The organism is Agrobacterium albertimagni AOL15 (assembly GCF_000300855.1).
In the GTDB taxonomy this organism is placed as follows: domain Bacteria; phylum Pseudomonadota; class Alphaproteobacteria; order Rhizobiales; family Rhizobiaceae; genus Allorhizobium; species Allorhizobium albertimagni.
Genome location: NZ_ALJF01000011.1, coordinates 218,913 through 241,519 on the forward strand (window position 1 = coordinate 218,913; position 22,607 = coordinate 241,519).

Consider the following 22,607-nt stretch of genomic DNA (forward strand, 5'->3'; position numbering starts at 1 on the left):
CTCGGGCTTGTCCCGAGGATCTATTGCCGCCTGCCGGAACCTCGACTCTTCGGGCAACCGCTGAGCCCGCCCGGCTTTCTGAACCGTCCAAACCGCGACCACCCTTGGTAGATCCTCGGGACAAGCCCGAGGATGACGGCCGTTCAAGAATGCAAAAGGCCGGGACACTTTTGCGCCCCGGCCCTTCTGTGCATTTATACCCTCAGATCAAACGTAGCGGTTGACCACGTTCTCCAGCAGTTCCTGCTTGCCGGAAACCGGCTTCGGGTTGACGTTCTGGGCTTCGACGCGGGCGGCGATCGCATCGAGGCTTTCTTCGCCGCGCAGCATCTTCTGGTTCTCGGCCTTGTCCCAGCCGGCGTAACGGCTGTTGAGCGGAGCCGAGAGCGCCTTGTCTTCCACCATCTTGGCGGCAGCCTTGAGGCCGCGGGCGCAGCAGTCCATGCCGCCGATATGGCCGATCAGCAGGTCTTCGGCGTCGAGCGACTGACGGCGCAGCTTGGCGTCGAAGTTGGTGCCACCGGTGGTGAAGCCTCCAGCCTGCAGGACCTGGTAATAGGCCAGCGCCATTTCCGGAACATTGTTCGGGAACTGGTCGGTATCCCAGCCGGACTGGTAGTCATTGCGGTTCATGTCGATCGAACCGAAGATCCCCAGAGCATTGGCAAGTGCCAGCTCATGCTCGAAGGAGTGGCCGGCGAGGATCGCATGGCCCTGCTCGATGTTCACCTTCACTTCGTTTTCGAGACCGTAGCGCTTCAGGAAGCCGTAAACGGTAGCGACATCATAGTCATACTGATGCTTCGACGGCTCCTGCGGCTTCGGCTCGATCAGGATCGCGCCCTTGAAGCCGATCTTGTGCTTGTATTCAACAACGAGATTGAGGAAGCGACCCATCTGGTCGAGTTCGCGTCCAAGGTCGGTATTGAGAAGGGTCTCATAGCCTTCGCGACCGCCCCAGAGCACATAGTTCTCGCCGCCGAGCTTCAGCGTCGCGTCCATGCAGGTCTTCACGGTTGCGGCTGCAAAGGCGAAGACGTCAGGATCGGGATTGGTCGCCGCACCCGACATGTAGCGGCGATGCGAGAACATGTTCGCCGTGCCCCAGAGCAGCTTGACGCCGGTCTCTGCCTGCTTCTGAGCAAAATAGTCGACGATCTCGTTGAGGTTCTTGGTGTTCTCGGCGAAGCTGTTGCCCTCGGGGCGAACATCGGCGTCGTGGAAGCAGTAGTAGGGCGTGCCGAGCAGCTGGAAGAATTCGAAGGCGACATCGGCCTTCATCTTCGCTGCAGCCATCGTGTCCTCAAACCACGGACGCTCAAACGTGTTGCCGCCGAACGGGTCGGTGCCCGGCCACACGAAGGTATGCCAGTAGGCAACGGCAAAGCGCAGATGGTCTTCCATGCGCTTGCCGAGAACGACTTCGTCGGGATTGTAATGGCGGAAGGCCAGCGGATTGGTGCTGCCTTCGCCTTCGTATTTGATCTTCTGGATATTGCCGAAGAAACCTGTGCTCATGGGTAGTCCTCCTTGGTGTGTTTGTGTTTCCACCCTCCCCTTGAGGGGGAGGGTCGGACCGTTAGGTCCGGGGTGGGGTGATGGTGGGGCTCGCCCCACCCGCTGCTTGCGCCGCGACCTCCCCCCTGAAGGGGGAGGTGGGAAATCAAAGTCCCCGGATCGCCGGATAAAGCGCCCGGTAGCGACCGTAGGCCGCCTCGTAAGCCGAAGTCAGATCACGCACCGGCTCGACCGTCTCCGCTGTTTCAGGCGCCGTGCAAACCGACAGCGGATCAGCCCCGGTCGCCGCAATCAGCCCGAGCCGTGCGGCACCGAAGGCAGCGCCGAAATCACCGTCGGCGGGAATATCGACCGGCATGTCGAGCGCTGTCGCAATCGAAGACAGCCAGTAGCGCGAGCGCGAACCGCCGCCGATAGCCGTCACCCGGTCAATCTTCGTGCCGGCCGACTTCAGCGCTTCGAGGCTATCGCGGATGGCGAAGGTCACGCCTTCCAGCACAGCCTGGGTCAGCACGACGCGGTCGCTTTCATGGCCGAGCCCGATAAAGGCGCCCCGGATCTTCGCGTCATTATGCGGTGTGCGTTCACCCGAGAGATAGGGCAGGAAGGTGACGCCCGTCGGTGCCTTGAGTGCGTCGCCGAGTTCGCTGGTAAGCTCCCCGGCCGACTTGCTGGTCACGCCGGAATGCCAGTTGAGCGCGTCGGTGGCCGACAGGATGACGCCCATCTGGTGCCAGGTATTGGGCAGCGCATGGCAGAAGGCATGCACGGCACTTTCCGGCTTTGGCAGATAGGAGCCGTTGGCGGCGAAGAGAACGCCAGACGTGCCGAGCGAAACAAAGGCCTGGCCTTCGGCGACAGTACCCATGCCGCAGGCAGACGCCGCGTTGTCCCCTGCCCCGCCGGCAACCACCACGTCAGAGCCGAGGCCCCATTTTTCAGCTAGTTCGGCGCGCAATGTGCCAGCGCGATCCGTGCCCTCGACGAGGCCCGGCATCTGCTCGACGGTCAACCACGTTGCCTCCAGCAGTTCCGGAGACCAGGCACGCTTGCCGGTATCGAGCCAGCTGGTGCCGGCCGAATCCGACATGTCGGAGAGATATTCTCCCGTCAACCAGAGACGCAGGTAATCCTTCGGCAGGAGAACCTTGGCGACCTTGGCAAAGGTCTCCGGTTCGTTGTTCTTCACCCAGGCGAGTTTCGGGGCTGTAAAGCCTGGGAAGACGATGTTGCCGGTGAGCGCCCGGAAACGCGGATTTGCATCGAGGCTTGCCGCTTCCGCGTGGCTTCGCGTATCGTTCCAGAGAATGCAGGGCCTGAGCACCCGATCCTTGGCGTCTATGAGGGTCGCGCCATGCATATTGCCGGACAGGCCGATGCCTTTCACCGCGGCAAGTTCTTTCGGATGCGAGGTCTTCAGCGCCGCAACAGCCTCTTCAGTCGCGTGCAGCCAGTCGCCCGGCGCCTGTTCCGACCAGCCGGGATGCGGTCGCTGCACGGTGAGACCGGCATGACCAACGCCGACAACCTTCTGGTCGCCGTCGATCAGCATCGCCTTGACGCTAGATGTGCCGAGATCCAATCCGAGATACATGGGTGTCCTCCATTCCTCTGCCTTCAGGGCAGATTGTCCTTCAAGAATATGTCGATACGAATGCGCTCCTGGGCGGCCACGACGGGCAGACCATCGGCCTTGGCCTTCAGCACGCGAATGGCGCTGCGCACCTCATGGCCGGCATCCTGGTTCAGCACGGCATCGATGAGGCCTGACTGGAGCGCCCCGCGCGTCGTCTCCGTCAGTTCATGGGCGATGACCACCGGACGGCGTTCCGCCGGCTGCCGTTCAAGCGCCTTGACGAGCCCGCGATTGCCGGCACCGAGACTGTAGAGTGCGACGATATCACTTCGGTCAGAAAAGATGGCGGAGACCTTGCGCTCGACAACCACGGGATCGTCTCGCCCTTCGATGACGGGCAAGACTGCAAGCCCCGGGAAATCCTGCGCCATGACGGAAGCGAAGGCCTCGCAGCGCTCGCGATGGTCGCGCACCAGCATGGAGCCGGCGAGCACGGCAACCTTGCCATTACGTCCGGCCGCGAAGCGCCCGAGCAGGCTCGCTGCGGTTCGCCCGGCAGCGGCATTGTCGATGCCGGCATAATGATCCCGCTCTGCGCCAGAGAGATCGGAAACGAGGGTGACGAGCGGAATACCGGCAGACACGATCTCCGAGGCCGCAGCCGCCACCTCGGGCGCATCGACGGCGACGAAGGCGATCCCGGCCGGCTGCTCGGCTGCGGCGTCGCGCAGCGCTTTCGCCAGAGCATCGGCATCGAAGGCCGGGACGTCGATAAGCCGGATCGCGATCCGCTCGACGCCTGCGCGTTCCCGCGCCTCGTCGAGCGACAGCCGCAGGCCGCACATGAAGGAATTGTCGTTCGAGGGAATGATGAAGGTCAGCGGATAGGTCCGCCCCTTGGCAAGGTTCGCCGCTGCCACGTCGCGCACGAAACCGAGCTCGCTGACAGCCAGATCCACCTTCTCGCGCGTGCGCGCGCTGACCCCCGGCCGCCGGTTCAACACCCGGTCGACGGTGGCAAGGCTGACGCCCGCGCGGCTGGCAATGTCGTGGACAGTCGGCTTCATTCTCTCCTCCGGCGCCTGTCCTACACCGGCGAATGAGGTACGTAAATCAGAATTTGACGTACGTACCTCTTTTGCTCTCAAAAAAGACCGCCTCAACATGTGAGGCGGTCTGAGCCTTGGAGATCAAGGGAGAGCCTGAACCCGTAAGCTTACCCGGGCATGGTGGCTTCAATGGCCGGCACCAGCGGGTGCCGCACCCTTCGGCTTCTTCAGCAGCAGCACCATGAAGACCAGCGCAACGAAGAGCACCGTCAGCCCCATGAACACATCCATGAAGGACAGAAGCCAGGCCTGCTGCGTCACCACACCCGACAGCTTCTTGATCGCCACCGCCGTGCCATCGAGGCCATAGCTGTCATAGTTCGCGCCGACACTGGCAAGCCAGTCGAGGGCTGCCTGATTGCTCCAGGAAAGCTGCTCGGAGAGCCGCGCATAATGGTCGTCGGATCGCTGGGTCAGCATGGTGTTGATGATCGCGAGACCGACGGCGCCACCGAGGTTTCGGGTCAGATTGAAGAGGCCCGACGCGTTCTTGATCCGGTCCGGCGGCAGTGTGCCGAGCGCCAGATTGTTGATCGGCACCATGCAGATCATCAGCGAGCAACCGCGCAGGATCTGCGGCACCAGCAGTTCGTAGAAGTCCCAGTCTGCCGTGATCCCGGTCATCATGTAGGTCCCAAGCGCGAAGCCGGAAAAACCGATCATCATCATCACGCGCGGATCGAGCTTGTTCGACAGCGCACCGGCAACGGGCGCCGTCAGGAACATCGCGGCACCGGAGACGAACATGGTCTCGCCGATCATCAGCGAGTCGTAACCTCTGATACGTCCGAGGTAGAGGGGGTAGAGATAGGTAAGACCATAGAGGCCGACCCCCATGACGAAGGAGAACAACGAGCCGAAGGCGAAGTTGGCATTGGAGAAGGCGCGCAAGTCCACGACCGGCAACTCGACCTTGAACACGCGCCAGAAGAAGATCGCCCCGCCGATGACCATGGCAACGGTGCCCATGACGATGTGGTGGTCGTTGAACCAGTCCTTGTTGTTGCCCTCTTCCAACACGAATTCCATCGTCCCGAGGAAAACGGCCATCGAGGCCAGTCCCCACCAGTCGAACTTCTTCAAAAGTTTGAGGTCCGGCTTGTCGAAATCGATCAGGCTCCAGGCGGCGGCAGCGACCAGCACACCCGGCACGACGTTGATCAGGAACAGCCAGTGCCACGACATGGCATGGCTGATATAGCCGCCGATTGTCGGGCCGATGGTGGGAGCCAGCGTCGCAACGAGACCGACCATCGGCGAGACGATGTTGCGCTTGGACGGCGGGAAGATGGTGAAGGCAGCCGCGAAGACGGAGGGGATCATGCCGCCGCCGATGAAGCCCTGGATCGCCCGATAGACGATCATCTGCTCGATATTGGTGGCCGTCGCGCAGAGCGCACTGGCGAGCGTGAAGCCTGCCGCACAGAACGTGAAGAGCACGCGGGTGGAGACGATCCGGGCGAGCACACCAGAGAGCGGGATCATGATCACTTCGGCGATCAGATAGGAGGTCTGCACCCAGGCAACTTCGTCTGATCCGGCCCCGAGACCGGCCTGGATTTCGGCAAGCGACGCCGAGACGATCTGGATGTCGAGGATCGACATGAACATGCCGAAGACCATTGCCAGGAAGGCCAAGACGCGTCTGGGATCCATCCGCTCCTCGGCAGGTGCCGAGGGCGCGATGGTTGTCGAGGTGATTGCGGCCATGACACGGCCCTTTCGATAACGTCAGCCGGTGGTATTACTTCGCGGCAAGCGCCTGGCCCTCGGGGGCCGTGCGGGTGTCGACGTCGACGATGACACTGAGGCCGGCGCGCAGATGGCCTCCGGCAAGCGCGTCCTTGGGTAGCGCGATACGGACAGGCACGCGCTGAACGACCTTGGTGAAATTGCCGGTGGCGTTTTCCGCCGGCAGCATGGAGAAGATAGCGCCAGAGGCCGGAGCGATCGAGGTGACCGTGCCCTCGAGCGGATCGTCGCCATAGGCGTCGACATGGATCGAAACCTTGGAGCCGGGAACCAGATGTGCGATCTGCGTTTCCTTGAAGTTCGCCTCGATATAGAGCTCGCTGGTCGGCACCAGGGCCGCAAGACGCTTGCCCGCCGAGACGAGATCCCCTGATTGAACCGAGAGATTGCCGATCACGCCGTCATAGGGCGCTTTCAGCACGGTAAAATCGAGATCACGCTTGGCTTTCGCCACCACTTGATCCTGTACCTTCACGGCATTCAACGCCTCGTCGCGCTGCGCCTTGAGGATCGAGAGATTGGCTTCCGCCGAAGCGACGACGGCCTGTCCCGCCACCAGATTGGCGCGGGCCTGGTCGAGCGCCACCTTGGCATTGTCGAGATCGGCAGCAGTGCCGACGCTCTTGGATGCAAGCTCGCTTGCGCGCTTTTCCGTGATTTCGGCACCCCGAACTGCAGCCTCGAGCGAGCCGAGCTGCGCCTGAGCCTGCGCAACGCTCGCCTGGCCGCCGACGATCTGTGCATCGATGCGGCTAACCGCAAGCTCGGAGCTCTGCTTGCCCGCGACGGCCTGATCATAGGCGATCTGATAGTCGCCACCATCGAGGGTCACCAGCGGATCGCCGGCGCGGACGACCTGGTTGCTGGCAACGTTGACCTTCTCGACATAACCGGAAACCTTCGGCGAGATGATCGCGATGTCACCTTCGATATAGGCGTCTTCGGTCGACACCATGAAGCGACCATCGGTCCACCAGGTATAGCCGTACCAGGCACCGCCCGCGAGCAGAGCGGCGAGGATGACGGGAAGCACCGGGCTGCGGCGCTTGCGCTGGGTGGCGGCGGCTTCCTGCGGCGGGTGGGGCTCCCCTGCATCCGTCTCCGTCAGGGGCGCTGCCTCATTCCGGTCGACTGGAGTGGAAGTGGAACGAAGGGCGGTGGATCTTGGCGTCGCTGACATGATACGGACCGGGGATGGGTTGAACTCGCTCGAACTGAACCGTTCGGTTCGATTGACATAGAGCCTTTTTTGCCCCATATCAAGAGGCAGAAACGGGCATCGGAAACGAGGCCGCGCAACGCAGTTAATTTTTTTTGGTCAGGAAATGTCGAAACTAGAGCAGGAAATCGCCATGACGCCGCCCTCCTATCCCGTCGCCGGGGTGGGACGCTTTGCTGCGGGCGCGGATCCGGTCAAGCGGGGACAGATCCTGGATGGCGCCAAGCGGGTCTTCATGAAGCTTGGCTACGATGCTGCAAGCATGAATGACGTTACTCGCGAGGCAGGCGTCTCGAAGGGCACCATCTACGTCTATTTCCAGAGCAAGGAAGATCTGTTCGGCGCCCTGGTCGAGCGTGAGAAAAGCGCCTTCGATGCTGCGATCCGACAGATCCTCGAAGAAAGCTCCCATGTCGAGGAAGGTCTGCGGCGCTATGCGCTCGCCCACGCGCATTTCATTCTCGACACGGAGATGATCCCGACGATGCGCATCCTGATGGGTGTGCTCGACCGCATGCCGACGCTCTGTCAGCGTTTCTTTGCGTCGTCGCCCACCAATATCAAGGTGCTGTTGCAGGACTATATTGCTGCTGCCAATGAGAAGGGCGAACTCTCGGTCGAAGATAGCGATCTGGCCGCACGCCAGTTCATCGACATGTCAACGGCGGGCTATTTCAAGAAACGGCTGTTCAATGACCTCCCCGTGCGACCTGACGACAAGGAGATCGAACGCGTGGTGGAATCAGGCCTTCGTATGTTCATGAACTTCTACGGCCCCAAAAACCTTGGGTCCCAAGACTGATCTGCGACGGAACTTTATTCCGCGCACGGATTTTAGTTGGCTGCTTGCCAACCCCACGGATATGGCTCATGTCCTCGGGATCTGAATCCGTTTGATCAGCACGGAAGACATCTATGGAAAATATCAGCGTTCTTCTCCAGGATCCCGCCGCCTGGATCGCCTTGGTGACCCTGGTGGTCATGGAAGTCGTCCTTGGCATCGACAACCTGATCTTCATCTCGATCTTGACCAACAAGCTGCCGACGGAAATGCGCGAAAGAGCCCGTCGCATCGGCATCGGGCTTGCGCTCGTCATGCGCCTGGCCCTGCTCGGCACCGTCGCCTGGATCGTCCAGCTGACCACGCCCGTATTCGAGGTCTTCGGCCAAGGCTTCTCGTGGAAGGACATGATCCTGCTGGCCGGCGGTCTCTTCCTAGTCTGGAAGGCCACCAAGGAAATCCACCACAATGTCGATCCGGTGGACCAGAAAGAGGATTTCATCGCCTCCTCTGCCTCCACCACCTTTGCCAGCGCCATCGGCCAGATCCTGCTGCTCGATCTCGTCTTCTCGATCGACAGCATCATCACGGCCGTCGGCATGACGCCACATGTGCCGATCATGGTCGTCGCCGTGGTCGCTGCCGTCACCGTGATGCTCGTGGCAGCCACGCCGCTTGCCAACTTCATCGAGAAGAACCCGACCATCGTCATGCTGGCGCTCGCCTTCCTGTTGATGATCGGCACCACGTTGATCGCCGAAGGCATGGGTTTCCATGTGCCCAAGGGCTACATCTACGCCGCCATGGCCTTCTCCGCACTCGTCGAGGTTCTCAACATGTTTGCCCGCCGCAAGCGCGAACGGGATCGCCAGCTGAAAGCTGTCGTGCACTGAAAAGAAGCGGCCACTGGACGCTTCAACGAAAATGGCCTGTCGCGAAGATGGGCCATTTTTGCTGTCGAGCAGTAAGACCAGGAACCGATCGACCCTTGCCAGATTTCCAGCAAGCTCCTACGCCTTCCAGATCACGCCAGCATGATGCCGGAGCCCCATGACCTACGAGCAGATCCTCGCCTTTGGCATTATCGCCATCATGATGGCGGCCTTCCTGTGGGAAAAGTTCCGCTACGACGTGATCGCCTGTTGCGCGCTCGTGGCGGCCGTCGCCGTCGGACTGGTGCCGGCCCGCGAGGCATTTTCCGGTTTCTCCGACGATCTTGTCATCATCGTCGGCAGTGCTCTGGTGGTCAGCGCCGGCGTTGCCCGGTCGGGCGTCGTGGACCTGGCCATCAAGCGCTTCTTTCCCGCCCTCTCCTCGTTGCATGGCCAGATGCTCCTCTTGCTGGTGACGGTGACGGTGCTCTCCGCCTTCATCAAGAACATCGGCGCGCTGGCGATCATGATGCCGGTGGCCTTCCAGTTTGCCCGCCGCTCCCATGTCCCGCCCTCGGTCTTCCTCATGCCGATGGCCTTTTCCGCCTTGCTCGGCGGCCTCATGACGCAGATCGGCACCTCGCCGAACATCGCGGTGTCGCGGCTGCGGGAGGAACTGACCGGCCAGTCCTTCACGATGTTCGACTTCACCCCGGTCGGCGCCACGCTGGCGGCTGCCGGCATCGTCTTCCTCATCTTTTTCTACTGGCTGGTCCCCCGCCGTGAGAACCAAAACCCGTCCCTGCAGGAGGCACTGGAAAGCTCAAGTTTCGCCACGGAAGCCATGATCACCCGGCAATCGCCCTTTGCCGGCAAGACACTGCACCATCTCCTTCAGACTGCCCATGGAGAGGTGACGGCAACCGCCATCCTGCGCGGACACACCCGCCTGTCGCCCTTTCCAGACGTGCTCTTGCATGAAGAGGACACGCTGCTCCTGGAAGGCCCGTCGGAAGCGCTCGACCGTATTGTCTCACAAGGCAATCTGAGCCTCTCGGGCAGCACAGAGCGCGATCGCAAGCGCCGTGGCGACATCTCAACCGTCGAGGCCGTCATCGGCCGGGGCTCACCGCTGATCGGGCAAACGACCAGTGAGCTCTCTCTCGTCCACACCTACGGCGTCAACCTTCTGGCGGTCAGCCGCCAGGGCAAGCGCATCCGTGAACGTCTGGGGCAGCTAACGCTGCGCTCGGGCGACGTCGTCGTGCTGCAGGGCCTGCGCCAGCAAATGCCCTCCATCCTCACCGAACTCGGCTGCCTGCCGCTCGCCGAACGGGAAATCCTGCTCGGAACGAGCCGAAACATCTTCATACCCCTGGTGATCCTCGTGATCGCCATGGGCTCTACGGCGCTCGGTTTTGCCCCTGTCGCCATCGCCTTCTTCGCGGCAGCGCTTGCGATGGTCGCCTTTGGCGTCATCCCGGTCAGCGAGGTCTATCGCGCTGTCGACGGGCCGATCCTCGTGATGCTCGCAGCCCTCATCCCCGTCGCCGATACGCTGCGAACCTCCGGCGGCAGCGACGTGATTGCCGGCTGGCTGAATGCCGTGGCCGGCGGCCTGCCCGCCTGGGGCGCCGTCGCGCTCATCCTGCTGACCGCCATGGCGGTCACGCCTTTCCTCAACAATGCGGCAACTGTCCTCGTTATGGCGCCGATTGCCGCGAGCTTCGCCACCGGCCTCGGCTACAAGCCGGAAGCTTTCCTGATGGCTGTCGCCATTGGTGCCGGATGCGATTTCCTCACGCCGATCGGCCATCAGTGCAACACGCTGGTCATGGGCCCCGGCGGATACAAGTTCTCCGACTATCCGCGTTTGGGGCTTCCCCTGTCGGTGTTGATCGTGCTGGTCTCGGTCCCGGCCCTGCTGGTGGTCTGGCCGGTCCGCTGATTGCGCTTGAGCCTGGAAAACCACGCAAAGAAAAACCTGCGTCGGCGGGACGCAGGTTTTCCTTGGGGGCGGGGACTTGGGGAGAACGCAGGCCGGACGGTTAAGGGGCTCGCCTGCCATTTCGTTGGCCACGGAAAGAAACCGGAAAAATTTCCGTGTTCCCCATTTCCCGTCGCGTCCGGTTGGCACGGCCTGCGCTCTGCCATAAGAACGCGGCATATGACGTCCGGTTCCGCGCTTTGCAGAAAAATTTCGACATTTTCGGCAATGGCCTCCGAAGCGCCTGTTTCCGTGGTTTTTCTTGACGCACGGCCATGAATATGGCCTAAGGCCTCGCGATGGAACAGGCGGTTCTCCGGGCCCCACCCTGTCCGTCGCAAGCCACCATCGGCAGTCTCACAATTTTCGATCCAGCGCCAAGGCGCCAGGTCCCCCGCACGCACCACGAGCTGAATTCATGACCACATCAGGCGTCCGCGTCCGCATCGCACCCTCCCCGACCGGCGAACCCCATGTCGGCACCGCGTATATCGCGCTGTTCAACTATCTCTTCGCCAAGAAATTCGGCGGTGAGTTCATCCTGCGCATCGAGGACACCGACGCGACGCGCTCGACCGCCGAGTTCGAGCAGAAGGTGCTGGACGCCTTGAAATGGACCGGTCTCACCTGGTCGGAAGGCCCCGATGTCGGCGGCCCCTACGGCCCCTACCGCCAGTCCGAGCGCAAGGATCTCTACCGCCCCTTCGTCGACAAGATGCTCGACAATGGCGGCGCTTTCCATTGTTTCTGCACACCCGAACGGCTGGAGAGCATGCGCGAAGCCCAGCGCGCAGCCGGCAAGCCGCCGGGTTATGACGGCCACTGCCTGCATCTGAAGGCTGAAGAAGTCACGAGCCGCGTTGCGGCCGGTGAGCCGCATGTCGTGCGCCTGAAGGTGCCGACCGAAGGCTCCTGCGATTTCCACGACGGCGTCTATGGCGATGTCTCGATCCCGTGGGAAAGCGTCGACATGCAGGTGCTGCTGAAGGCGGACGGCATGCCGACCTACCACATGGCAAACGTCGTCGACGACCACATGATGAAGATCACCCACGTCGCGCGCGGCGAAGAGTGGCTGGCTTCCGTGCCGAAGCACATCCTGATCTACAAGCATCTCGGTCTTGAGCCGCCTGTCTTCATGCACCTGTCGCTGATGCGCAATCACGACAAGTCGAAGCTGTCGAAGCGCAAGAACCCGACCTCGATCTCCTACTATTCGGCGCTCGGCTACCTGCCGGAAGCGCTGATGAACTTCCTCGGCCTGTTCTTCATCCAGATTGCCGAAGGCGAAGAGCTCCTGACCATGGAAGAGCTGATCGAGAAGTTCGATCCGGACAACCTCTCCAAGGCTGGCGCGATCTTCGACATCCAGAAGCTCGACTGGCTTAACGGCCGCTGGCTGCGCGAGAAGCTGACCCCAGAAGACTTCGTCGCCCGCGTGCTCGACTGGGCGCAGGAAAACGACCGCCTCGTCGAAGGCCTGAAGCTCGCCCAGAGCCGCGTAACCAAGCTCGGCGAACTGCCACCGCTTGCCGGCTTCCTGCTGGCAAACGACGTCGGCCTGACGCCCGCCTCCTTCGGCGGCCTGAAGACCAGCCCGGCCGAGACGCTGGAAATCGTGACCACCGTTCAGGCGGATCTCGAAAAGATCCTCGAATGGAATGTCACGACCATCGAGGAAGAGCTGCGCGCGATCTCCGAGCGCATGGGCAAAAAGCTCCGCGTCGTCACCCCACCCCTCTTCGTCGCCGTCTCCGGCAGCCAGCGCTCGCTGCCGCTGTTTGACAGTATGGCACTGCTCGGCCGCTCGGTCGTGCGCCAGCGCTTGAAGGTTGCTATCCAGGTGCTGACCGCAATGGCGGGTGCGCAGAACTAACGACTGAGTGCCGCCTTAAGGGGCGGTGCAGAAACTACCCCCCTCTGCCCTGCCGGGCATCTCCCCCACACAGGGGGAGAGCGGGCAAGCCCGAACCGGCGGAGACCAGTCTCCCCCCTTGTGGGAGAGATGTCACGAAGTGACAGAGGGGGGTGAAACACACTCCAGGCCGATCCGAGGCGATACCCGATGACCGAACAGACCACCGAAACCGCCCTTTCCTCAGACCCGACGGAAGTCCGCCGCCAGAAGCTTGCGCTGTTGCGCGAACAGGTCGGCGACGTCTATCCGGCACATTTCCACCGCACGATGACCAATGCGGAATTTGCCGAGAAATACGCGAGCCTCGAGCTGGACGAAACCTCTGAGGATATCATCACGGTCGCCGGCCGCGTCTATTCCTCGCGCAATTCCGGCATGTTCATGGATATCCATGACGCCTCGGGCAAGATCCAGATCTTCTCCCACAAGGATACGACGCCGGAAGAAGCCCGCGCGCTTCTGCCGATGATCGACCTCGGCGACATCATCGGCGTGAAGGGTCAGGTCCGCCGGACCAAGCGTGGCGAGCTGACGATCAACGCCCATGAAATCACCATGCTGACCAAGACGCTTCTCCCCATGCCGGAGAAGTATCACGGCCTCGCCGACATCGAGCTGCGCTACCGCAAGCGCCACCTCGACATCCTCACCAATGAGGAATCCAAGCTCCGCTTCCAGCAGCGCTCGAAGATCGTCTCCGGCATCCGCCGCTTCCTTGAGGGCGAAGGCTTCCTCGAAGTCGAGACGCCGATGCTGCAGACCGTCTATGGCGGCGCGACCGCCGAGCCCTTCAAGACGCACCACAACACGCTGAAGATGGACATGTTTCTGCGCATCGCGCCGGAACTGTTCCTGAAGCGCACCCTGGTGTCGGGCCTTGCCGACAAGGTGTTCGAGGTCAACCGCAACTTCCGCAACGAAGGTGTGTCGACCCGCCACAATCCCGAATTCACCATGATGGAATGCTACTGGGCCTATGCCGACTATGAGGACATGATGGGCCTCGTCGAGCGCATGTTCGAGACGCTCGCAATCAGCATCCACGGCACGACCGACCTCACCTTCGGTGACAAGCAGCTTTCCTTCAAGGGCCCGTTCAAGCGCGTGCCCATGCCCGACGCCGTCAAGGAAGCAACCGGCATCGACTTCCTTTCGATGAAGACCGACGAAGAAGCCCGCACCGCCGCCAAGGCTGCCGGCTTTGCCGTCGAGAAGGACTGGACCTGGGGCGAATGCCTCGCCTTCATCTTCGAGGAAAAGGTCGAGGGCACGCTGATCCAGCCGAGCCACGTGACGCATTTCCCCAAGGACATCTCGCCCTTCGCCAAGGAAGTGCCGGGCGAGCCGCGTCTCGTCGAGCGTTTCGAAACCTATTGCAACGCCTGGGAAGTCGGCAACGCCTTCTCCGAGTTGAACGATCCTGAAGAGCAGCGCAAGCGCATGGTCGAGCAGCTCGAACAGGCCCATTCGCGCGGCGAAAAGGACAAGCAGCTCGACGACGAGTTCCTCGACGCCATCGACCAGGGCATGCCGCCCGCAGGCGGCCTCGGCATCGGCGTCGACCGCTTGATCATGCTCTTGACCAACGCCCCGTCGATCCGCGACGTCATCCTCTTCCCGGCGCGCCGCAACCGCAACGATTGAGCGGCTTATCAGCTTGAAATACAAAGCCCCGGTCCTAAGGACCGGGGCTTTGTATTTGTGGGATAGGAGCTGGTGCCTAGCGAACAGGCCGCTTCAATGGCTGGCCTTGGCATGCTCGTCAGCCTTGGGCTTGGCCTTTGGCGGCAGGATCGCCTCGTCTTCGGCAGGAGCACCATGGCCATCAGATGTGTGGCTGTCGCCCGACTTGGCGGCATGCTCTTCGGTCGGTGCATGACCATCGGCTGCAGCCCCATGCTCTTCCGGCTTGGTGGCTGGCGACACACCATCAGGCGTGATCGGCTGGGCGCGCATCTTTTCGAGCCAGGCGGCGCCATGATCCGTGGTCGCAGCAGCGTCTAAACCGTCGGCCGGCTCCACCTTCGCGGCCGCATCCTCGACAGGAAGCTCTTCTTCGGCGCCACCGAGGCCGACCATGCTCTTGATCGAGGCGAACCAGCCCTCACCTTCGACGGGCGCCTCTTCGGCAACGGGCGTCTCACCGGCGGGCTTCTCTTCGCTGTGCGCGACCTGTTCTTCGGCATGCTCGGGCGCAACCGCGTGAGCCGCATCAGCTGCGGGTTCTTCAGCATGCGCAGCAGGAGCCGTTGCAGTATGATCGGTCGCGGCGTCATCATGCGTCTCGGCAGCGGCTGGCTCACCATGCGCGACATCAGTCGGCTTCGCATGATCTTCGGCCGGCGCCTCGTGTCCCTCTGCAACGGCCTCGTGGGCCTCGCCGGGTGCCGCGTGATCATCCGCCGGTGCGGCATGGCCTTCGGCCGGTGCGTCATCGCCACCCAGGCCAACTATGCCCATCAACGAGGCCATCCAGCCCTTGCTTTCTTCGCCACCATGTTCGGCAACCGGCGTTTCCTCGCCGTGTTCGCCGACAGGCGCATCGCCATGGCCCTCGGCTTCGCCATGCCCTTCTGCGGCGCCGTGACCATCCGCCGGCTTTTCGCCATGGGCATCGTCGGCGCCGTGAGCGGCCTTGTCACCATGGCCGTCGGCTTTCGCCCCGTGGCCCTCGCTCTCCGGCATCAGGCCCTCGGGCTTCACGCAATCCGTCTGGTCGTTGAGCTTCGCCACCAGCGCCTGAATGTCATCTTCGAGCATGTCGATACGCTCGCCGAAAAAGGCGCCATTGGGCGCTGCGGACCCATCGACATAGCGTGCCGTCAGCACCCGCGCAGACATTTCCTCAGGCACGTGGCTCGGATCCGGCACATAGATGACATCGGCACCAACGGCGCGGCCACGCATGCCCGAGCGATCCTTCGGACCGCTCGCATCGAGCACGACGACTTGCACCAGATCGGCCTTCTTCGTTTCCTGCAGTGTCTTCGCCACGCGCAGCGCCGTCTTGACGCGCGCCAGCCCGTCACCAGGCTTGTTGGTGGTGATGAACTTGCGCACCCAGAAGCGATCCTTCTTGTGGATCTCGACGGTTTTCACCTCCGTGCATTCGAGCCCGTTGAGCTCCGCATAGGACGGCCCGAGCAGCTTGTCCGCACCGATATAGACGGCGGCGGCACCGGTGCCCCCGAGGGTGACCAGCACCCCGCCCAAAATCAGCATGAGCTTTCGTGAAAGGTGGATCTTGGGCACCTTCACGCTTGGAACTCCGCCATGACACTGTCCCGACTGTTTACGCAATACTGAGGACCACCATACGCCCCTCTCCTTGCGGAACCTTTAACCCCGCCTTTCCAGTTACGGCACACCTGTCGCACGACTCTTTTTGCGAATGATTTGCAAAAGCGTTGACATCGGCGTGAAGCGCGATAGATTTTAATGCGAATGACTTGCAAGAACAGGAATGGACTATGGTCTCGAAGCTTGCCTGCCGTCTTCTCGCTCTGGCGCTGCTGCTGCCGGGGACAGCCCTTGCCGACGACAAGCCGAAGGTCGTCACGACCTTCACCGTGATTGCCGACATTGCCCAGAACGTCGCCGGCAGTGCGGCGACTGTCGAAAGCATTACCAAGCCCGGCGCCGAGATCCACGGCTACCAGCCGACGCCGCGTGACATTCTGAAGGCCCGCGACGCCGACCTCGTGCTGCGCAATGGTCTGAACCTCGAAGCCTGGTTCGAAAAATTCCTCGCCAATCTCGGCGATGTCCCGACCGTCACCGTCAGCGACGGCGTCGAGCCGATCGGCATTGCCGGCGGCAGCTATGACGGCAAACCAAACCCGCATGCCTGGATGTCGCCGGAAAACGCGCTCATCTATGTCGAGAACATCCGCAAGGCGCTGACCGATCTCGATCCCGCCAACGCCGCGATCTACGAGGCCAATGCCCGGACCTATTCTCAGAAGATCAGCGCCGAGATCGAGCCGATGAAGGCGGAAATCGCCAGGATCCCTGAAAACGAGCGCTTCCTCGTCACCAGCGAAGGCGCCTTCTCCTACCTTGCCCGCGACCTCGGCATGCAGGAACTCTATCTCTGGCCGATCAATGCGGACAGTCAGGGCACGCCACAGCAGGTCAGGGCCGTCGTCGACCAGGTGATCGAAAACAAGATTCCCGTCGTATTCTCCGAGAGTACCGTCTCCGACAAGCCGGCCCAGCAGGTGGCCGCGGAGACCGGCGCCCGCTACGGGGGCATCCTCTATGTGGATTCGTTGAGCGAAGCGGATGGTCCGGTCCCGACCTATCTGGATCTCTTGAAGGTGACGGTTTCGACCATTGTGAAGGGCTTTGCCGGATGATCATGGGATCGGGCACGAGACGCAGCCGCGAAGGCATCGCCGCAGAGGATGTGACGGTGACCTATCGCAACGGCCACACAGCCCTGCGCCATGCGAGCTTCGCCATCCCGCCCGGAACCATCACTGCCCTTGTCGGCGTCAACGGCGCCGGCAAGTCGACGCTTTTCAAGGCGATCATGGGCTTCGTGCCAGTTGCCTCAGGCGAAATCCGCGTGCTCGGCATGAGCGTGCGGGAAGCCCTTCGCCAGAACCTCGTCGCCTATGTCCCCCAGGCGGAAGAGGTTGACTGGAACTTCCCCGTGCTGGTCGAGGACGTCGTCATGATGGGCCGCTACGGCCACATGAATTTCCTGCGCATCCCGTCAAAGCGTGATCACCAGCTCGTGGATGAGGCACTTTCCCGCGTCGGCATGGGCGACTATCGCAAGCGCCAGATCGGCGAACTCTCCGGCGGCCAGCGCAAGCGCGTCTTTTTGGCCCGGGCGCTTGCCCAGGAAGGTCAGGTCATCCTGCTCGACGAACCCTTCACCGGCGTCGACGTCACCACCGAGGAACAGATCATCGGCCTGATGAAGGACCTGCGCGATGAAGGCCGGGTGATGCTGGTCTCCACCCACAATCTCGGCAGCGTCCCCGACTTTTGCGACCGCACCATTTTCGTTAAGGGCACGGTCATCGCCTCGGGCAAGACCGAGAATACCTTCACCGAAGAGAACCTGAAAACTGCCTTTGGCGGTGCGCTGCGCCATTTCGTGCTCGCCGGCCGCGATCTGCACGACGACGATGACGGCCGCGAGGTCACCGTCATCACCGACGACGAACGCCCCTTCGTGATCTATGGGCAGCCGAAACCGGGAGCATCAGATGCTCGCGACCCTGGTTGAGCCCTTCACCTACGACTACATGCGCAACGCCATTCTGGTGTCTGCGCTGGTCGGCGGCGTCTGCGGGTTTCTCTCCGCCTATCTGATGCTGAAAGGCTGGTCACTGATCGGCGACGCGCTCTCCCATGCCATCGTGCCCGGCGTTGCCGGCGCCTATATGTTGGGCCTGCCTTTCGCGTTTGGAGCTTTCCTATCCGGCGGGCTCGCAGCGCTCACTATCCTCTTCCTCAACCAGCGAACCAAGCTGAAGGAGGATGCGATCATCGGGCTGATCTTCACGTCCTTCTTCGGCCTCGGCCTGTTCATGGTCTCGATCTCACCCGTCTCGATCGACATCAAAACCATTGTTCTCGGCAATATTCTGGCCATCTCGCCCGCCGACACGCTGCAGCTGATCCTGATCGGCGGCGTAAGCCTCCTCGTCCTGACGCTCAAGTGGAAGGACCTGATGGTCACCTTCTTCGACGAGAACCATGCCCGCTCGATCGGCCTCAAACCCGAACGCCTCAAGGTGATCTTCTTCACCCTGCTTGCAGCCTCCACGGTTGCCGCCATGCAGACCGTCGGCGCCTTCCTCGTCATCGCCATGGTCGTCACGCCGGGCGCAACCGCCTATCTTTTGACCGACCGCTTCCAGCGCCTGATCCTCCTCGCCCTCGGCATCGGAGCCGGCACGAGCTTCATCGGTGCCTATGCGAGTTACTTCCTCGATGGCGCGACCGGCGGCATCATCGTCGTCCTGCAGACACTGATCTTCCTCGCAGCCTTCCTCTTCGCCCCGAAGCACGGCATACTCGCCGCCCGCAGCCGCGCCCGCGAAGCGCTGGAGCCCATGCCTCCGGCATCGGCGGCAGAGACGCATCGCTTAGCCGAGGAGCGCCCCGCATGAGCGAAACCCTCGAACTGGCCATCCTACCGTTCCAACTGCCCTTCATGCAGACGGCCTTCGGCGTCACGCTGATGATCGCCGTACCGATGGCGCTTCTCTCCTGCCTGCTGGTGCTGAAGGGCTGGTCGCTGATGGGCGATGCCGTCTCGCATGCCGTGCTGCCCGGCGTCGTCATCGCCTATATCGCCGGCATTCCGCTTGCGATCGGTGCCTTTGTCGCCGGCCTCTTCTGCGCGCTTCTGACCGGTTTCATCAAGGAGAACAGCCGGATCAAGGAAGACACGGTGCTGGGCATCGTCTTTTCCGGCATGTTCGGCCTCGGCCTGGTGCTTTATGTCCAGGTCGAAAGCGCAGTTCACCTCGACCACATCCTCTTCGGCGACATGCTGGGCATCCTAACCTCGGAACTCGTGGAAACCGGCCTGATCGCCCTCTTCGCCACCGCATTCCTTGTCGTCTTGCGCAAGGATCTGCTGGCGCATGCCTTCGACCCGCAACATGCCCAGGCGATCGGTCTTTCCGTGCGCCTGCTGCATTACGGCCAGCTTGCGGTGCTTTCACTGGTCGTCGTTGGCGCCTTGAAGGCTGTCGGCATCATCCTCTCGGTCGCCATGCTCGTTGCCCCGGGCGCCATCGCCTTTCTGGTCACAAAGCGCTACGCCATGATGCTGGTCGCCGCCGTGACTGTCGCAGTCTTCTCCTCGCTCACAGGCATCTATCTCAGCTTCTTCATCGACAGCGCGCCGGCCCCGACCATCGTGCTGATCATGAGCGGCCTCTTCGTGCTCGCCTTCTTCCGCACGCTCTGGCAGGCCCGCAGCGTGAACCGCGTGGCCGCGGCAGAAGACATCTGATCACTCTGCCACTTGGCATGGATCAAGTGCGCAAGGGCAAGACCGGGCTAGGGTCTCCTCATCAACGCGAGGATGGATGCCCATGACGACCATGAACCTTCTCCAGAATCCCACGCGACACCTGTTCTTCACCGGCAAAGGCGGTGTCGGCAAGACCTCGCTCAGCTGCGCGACGGCCATAACGCTGGCAGACCAAGGGCTGAAGATCCTGCTCGTCAGCACCGATCCCGCCTCCAATCTCGACGAAATGCTCGGCGTGAGCCTGGGCAACGAACCGGCGCCGGTCCCCGGTGTCCCGGGCCTGTTTGCGATGAACATCGATCCCGAGAGCGCCGCCGAGGATTATCGCCAGCGTGTACTCGACCAGATGGAACCTGATGCGAGCGACCAGGATCGCGCCACCGTGCGCGAACAGCTCTCCGGCGCCTGCACCACCGAGATCGCCGCCTTCGACGAATTCGTCGGCCTGCTCGCCGATGACAACCCGCGCTTCGACCACATCATCTTCGACACAGCGCCGACCGGCCACACACTACGCCTCCTCAGCCTGCCCAAGGCCTGGACCGGCTTTTTGGAGGCAAACGAACGCGGCGCCTCCTGCCTTGGCCCCCATTCCGGGCTGAAAATGCAGGAAGACCGCTTCCGCACGGCGCTCGAATGCCTTGGAGATCCCGCCCGCACCACCATCGTGCTCGTGACGCGAGCCGACCGTGGCGCGATCCGCGAAGCTGCAAGGACCGCGGGCGAACTCTCCGAACTCGGTCTCTCCAACCAGATGCTCGCGGTCAACGGCCGCTTCGTGCCGACGGACCCGAACGATCCTGTGGCCACGGCCTTTGCAGCCGAACAGACGAAGGCACTCGCCGAACTTCCGCCCGCGCTTCAATCGCTGCCTCGTGACGAAGTCGGTCTGAAACCCTTTGACATGGTGGGCCTGGATGCGCTTCGCGGCCTCCTGTCGGAAACTGTCACCGGTCCCGGCTCTGAAGGCTCCAAGGACGACGTCACCGACCCGGATCTCCCGGGTCTCTCGACGCTCGTCGACGAAATCGCGGCAAGCGGCAAGGGCCTTGTCATGGTCATGGGCAAGGGCGGCGTCGGCAAGACGACCGTAGCGGCAGCGGTCGCGGTCGGACTTGCCGCGCGCGGCCACACCGTCCATCTGACGACCACCGACCCGGCGGCGCATCTGTCCTTTGTCGTGGGTGCTGACGCCATGCCGGGCCTGACCGTCGACCGCATCGATCCTGAGGCGGAAACAACCCGCTACATCGAGAAGATCATGTCGACCAAGGGCCGAGATCTCGACGAAGCCGGTCAGGCCCTGCTGCGCGAGGATCTCGCCTCTCCTTGCACCGAAGAGGTCGCAGTCTTCCACGCCTTTTCGCGCGTCGTGGGTGAGGCTCGGTCGAGCTTTGTCGTCATCGACACAGCGCCAACAGGCCACACGCTTCTGCTGCTCGATGCAACCGGCGCCTATCACCGCCAGATGACCCGCCATCTCGACGACACGGCCCCCGGCCGCATGGTGACCCCGCTGATGCGTCTGCAGGATCCTGCCTACACCCGCGTCCTGCTCGTCACCCTGCCGGAGACCACGCCGGTGAGCGAAGCCTCCGCACTGCAGGAGGATCTGCGCCGCGCAGGGATCGCGCCCTATGGCTGGGTGATCAACAAGGCAATGGCGATCACGGGCACGCGCGACCCGTTGCTCGGCGCCCGCATCCGGGGCGAAATGGCGCAAATCGAGAGGGTGAAGCGCGATTGTGCAAAGCGCGTCTATGGCCTGGACTTCAGGCCTGTCGCCCCCGTCGGGCTGGAAGAACTGCGAAGGATCGCACTCGAGGAATGATGGCGTCGCGAGGTCTTACACGCGTCCCACTTCCTCGGCCCGGCGCGCACGACGCGACACCACCCATTCCCGCCAGACGGTGAAAAGCCCGGCACCAACGACGATGACGGCGCCGACCACTGTGTTCCAGCGCAGCACTTCGCCGAAGACGGTGACAGCGATCATCGCGCCCAGCACCAGCTGCCAGTAGGAGATCGGCTGGACGATGACCGCATCGAGGTTTTCATAGGCCTTGATCAGCGCAAGATGACCGATGATCCCGGTGCAGCAGAGCCCGATCATCAACCCCCATCCGACGGGCGTGAACGGCGTCCAGAAGAAAGGACCGAGCAGGTTGGAGCCGATGAAGCCGACGATCGCCAGATAGAAGAAGCTGGTCGACGGCTGGTCGTCGCGGCTGACAAGGCGCGTGACGATGCCATAGACCGCGCCGAGCACCGCGCAGATCAGCGGCAGCCAGATATAGGAATTGAACCCGTCACCGCTGGGCGACAGCATGATCACCACGCCGACAAGGCCGAAGAGGATCGCCGTCCAGCGCCGCCAGCCGACCTTTTCCCCGAGGATCGGCATGGAGAGAAGTGCCACGAAAATCGGACCGGCCGCGAAGATCGCCTGGCTCTGCGCCAGCCCCACCTGGGTGAAGGCGACGATCGAGATCAGGATCTGTGAAAACAGGATGAGACCGCGCAGCAGTTGCAGGACAGGCCGCTTGGTATTCACCGCCGCTCGCAGTCCACCGGACGAGCGCATGGCGAGAAACAGAGCGAATGCTGAGAAAGCCCAGAAGCGCACCATGGCCACCTGCAACGGCGAATGGGTCTCACCGAGATGCTTGGAAAGGCCGTCCTGAATGGCGAAGACGGAAAAGGCGAGAAAGGTGAAGAGATAGCCGAGCGGCGTCGATTTCATGGGACGAGAATGCTTTGCACGAGTAGGGATCCATGGGCGAACCAACGGCGCGGGCATGCTGATCCTACACCTTGACCACGTCTTGCCTAGTGCCGTTTTGCAAAGCTGCCATGTAACCTGACAACC

General features: G+C 62.4%; 17 protein-coding genes. 10 read left to right on the forward strand and 7 right to left on the reverse strand.

Going from position 1 to position 22,607, the window contains the following annotated elements; genetic code table 11:
* Positions 1-207: 207 nt before the first annotated feature.
* The 5 genes from xylA to QWE_RS14995 all read right to left on the reverse strand — a co-directional run bounded on the left by xylA (position 208) and on the right by QWE_RS14995 (position 7,135).
* The gene (gene xylA / locus QWE_RS14975) at positions 208-1,518 is read right to left on the reverse strand and encodes a xylose isomerase (RefSeq protein WP_006726994.1); all 1,311 of its coding nucleotides are present in this window, start codon (positions 1,516-1,518) and stop codon (positions 208-210) included.
* 145 nt (positions 1,519-1,663) lie between these two features.
* Positions 1,664-3,112: a xylulokinase gene (xylB, locus tag QWE_RS14980; RefSeq protein WP_006726995.1), complete on the reverse strand. Its 1,449-nt coding sequence runs from the start codon at positions 3,110-3,112 to the stop codon at positions 1,664-1,666.
* A 23-nt stretch (positions 3,113-3,135) separates the two neighbouring features.
* On the reverse strand, positions 3,136-4,161 hold the full coding sequence (locus QWE_RS14985; RefSeq protein WP_006726996.1) for a LacI family DNA-binding transcriptional regulator: 1,026 nt from the start codon (positions 4,159-4,161) through the stop codon (positions 3,136-3,138).
* Between the two features lie 168 nt (positions 4,162-4,329).
* Complete coding sequence (locus QWE_RS14990) at positions 4,330-5,913, reverse strand: DHA2 family efflux MFS transporter permease subunit (RefSeq protein WP_006726997.1); 1,584 nt, start codon at positions 5,911-5,913, stop codon at positions 4,330-4,332.
* Positions 5,914-5,947: 34 nt separating this feature from the next.
* Positions 5,948-7,135: an HlyD family secretion protein gene (locus QWE_RS14995; RefSeq protein WP_040300292.1), complete on the reverse strand. Its 1,188-nt coding sequence runs from the start codon at positions 7,133-7,135 to the stop codon at positions 5,948-5,950.
* 172 nt (positions 7,136-7,307) lie between these two features.
* Between QWE_RS14995 and QWE_RS15000 the strand changes: the two genes are divergently transcribed.
* The 5 genes from QWE_RS15000 (at position 7,308) to lysS (ending at position 14,376) form a co-directional block, all read left to right on the forward strand.
* A complete protein-coding gene (locus QWE_RS15000) occupies positions 7,308-7,976 on the forward strand; it encodes a TetR/AcrR family transcriptional regulator (protein WP_006726999.1) in 669 nt (222 codons plus the stop codon).
* Positions 7,977-8,089: 113 nt separating this feature from the next.
* Positions 8,090-8,848: a TerC family protein gene (locus QWE_RS15005; RefSeq protein WP_006727000.1), complete on the forward strand. Its 759-nt coding sequence runs from the start codon at positions 8,090-8,092 to the stop codon at positions 8,846-8,848.
* A gap of 157 nt (positions 8,849-9,005) precedes the next feature.
* Positions 9,006-10,775 (forward strand): SLC13 family permease, encoded by a 1,770-nt coding sequence (locus tag QWE_RS15010; RefSeq protein ID WP_006727001.1) that lies wholly within the window; start codon positions 9,006-9,008, stop codon positions 10,773-10,775.
* Positions 10,776-11,232: 457 nt separating this feature from the next.
* A complete protein-coding gene (gene gltX, locus QWE_RS15015) occupies positions 11,233-12,690 on the forward strand; it encodes a glutamate--tRNA ligase (RefSeq protein ID WP_006727002.1) in 1,458 nt (485 codons plus the stop codon).
* A gap of 189 nt (positions 12,691-12,879) precedes the next feature.
* A complete protein-coding gene (gene lysS, locus QWE_RS15020; protein WP_006727003.1) occupies positions 12,880-14,376 on the forward strand; it encodes a lysine--tRNA ligase in 1,497 nt (498 codons plus the stop codon).
* A gap of 93 nt (positions 14,377-14,469) precedes the next feature.
* Here lysS and QWE_RS24995 read toward each other — a convergent pair whose 3' ends face one another.
* On the reverse strand, positions 14,470-15,954 hold the full coding sequence (locus QWE_RS24995; protein WP_085942938.1) for a putative sodium/potassium/calcium exchanger: 1,485 nt from the start codon (positions 15,952-15,954) through the stop codon (positions 14,470-14,472).
* Between the two features lie 248 nt (positions 15,955-16,202).
* On the opposite strand from QWE_RS24995, the gene QWE_RS15030 reads away from it, so the two are divergent.
* From QWE_RS15030 to arsA, 5 genes are all read left to right on the forward strand, one after another.
* Complete coding sequence (locus QWE_RS15030) at positions 16,203-17,090, forward strand: metal ABC transporter substrate-binding protein (RefSeq protein ID WP_006727005.1); 888 nt, start codon at positions 16,203-16,205, stop codon at positions 17,088-17,090.
* Positions 17,087-17,974 (forward strand): manganese/iron ABC transporter ATP-binding protein, encoded by an 888-nt coding sequence (locus tag QWE_RS15035; RefSeq protein WP_006727006.1) that lies wholly within the window; start codon positions 17,087-17,089, stop codon positions 17,972-17,974. Before QWE_RS15030 ends, QWE_RS15035 begins: the two co-directional genes overlap by 4 nt.
* The gene (locus QWE_RS15040; RefSeq protein ID WP_006727007.1) at positions 17,955-18,863 is read left to right on the forward strand and encodes a metal ABC transporter permease; all 909 of its coding nucleotides are present in this window, start codon (positions 17,955-17,957) and stop codon (positions 18,861-18,863) included. The genes QWE_RS15035 and QWE_RS15040 overlap by 20 nt, the downstream gene beginning before the upstream one ends.
* Positions 18,860-19,717: a metal ABC transporter permease gene (locus tag QWE_RS15045; RefSeq protein WP_006727008.1), complete on the forward strand. Its 858-nt coding sequence runs from the start codon at positions 18,860-18,862 to the stop codon at positions 19,715-19,717. Before QWE_RS15040 ends, QWE_RS15045 begins: the two co-directional genes overlap by 4 nt.
* A gap of 82 nt (positions 19,718-19,799) precedes the next feature.
* Positions 19,800-21,569 (forward strand): arsenical pump-driving ATPase, encoded by a 1,770-nt coding sequence (gene arsA, locus QWE_RS15050; RefSeq protein ID WP_006727009.1) that lies wholly within the window; start codon positions 19,800-19,802, stop codon positions 21,567-21,569.
* Positions 21,570-21,584: 15 nt separating this feature from the next.
* Here the strand turns inward: arsA and QWE_RS15055 are convergent, their stop codons facing one another.
* Entirely contained in the window at positions 21,585-22,481 is an 897-nt protein-coding gene (locus QWE_RS15055) for a DMT family transporter (protein WP_006727010.1), read from the reverse strand.
* Between the last annotated feature and the right edge of the window lie 126 nt (positions 22,482-22,607).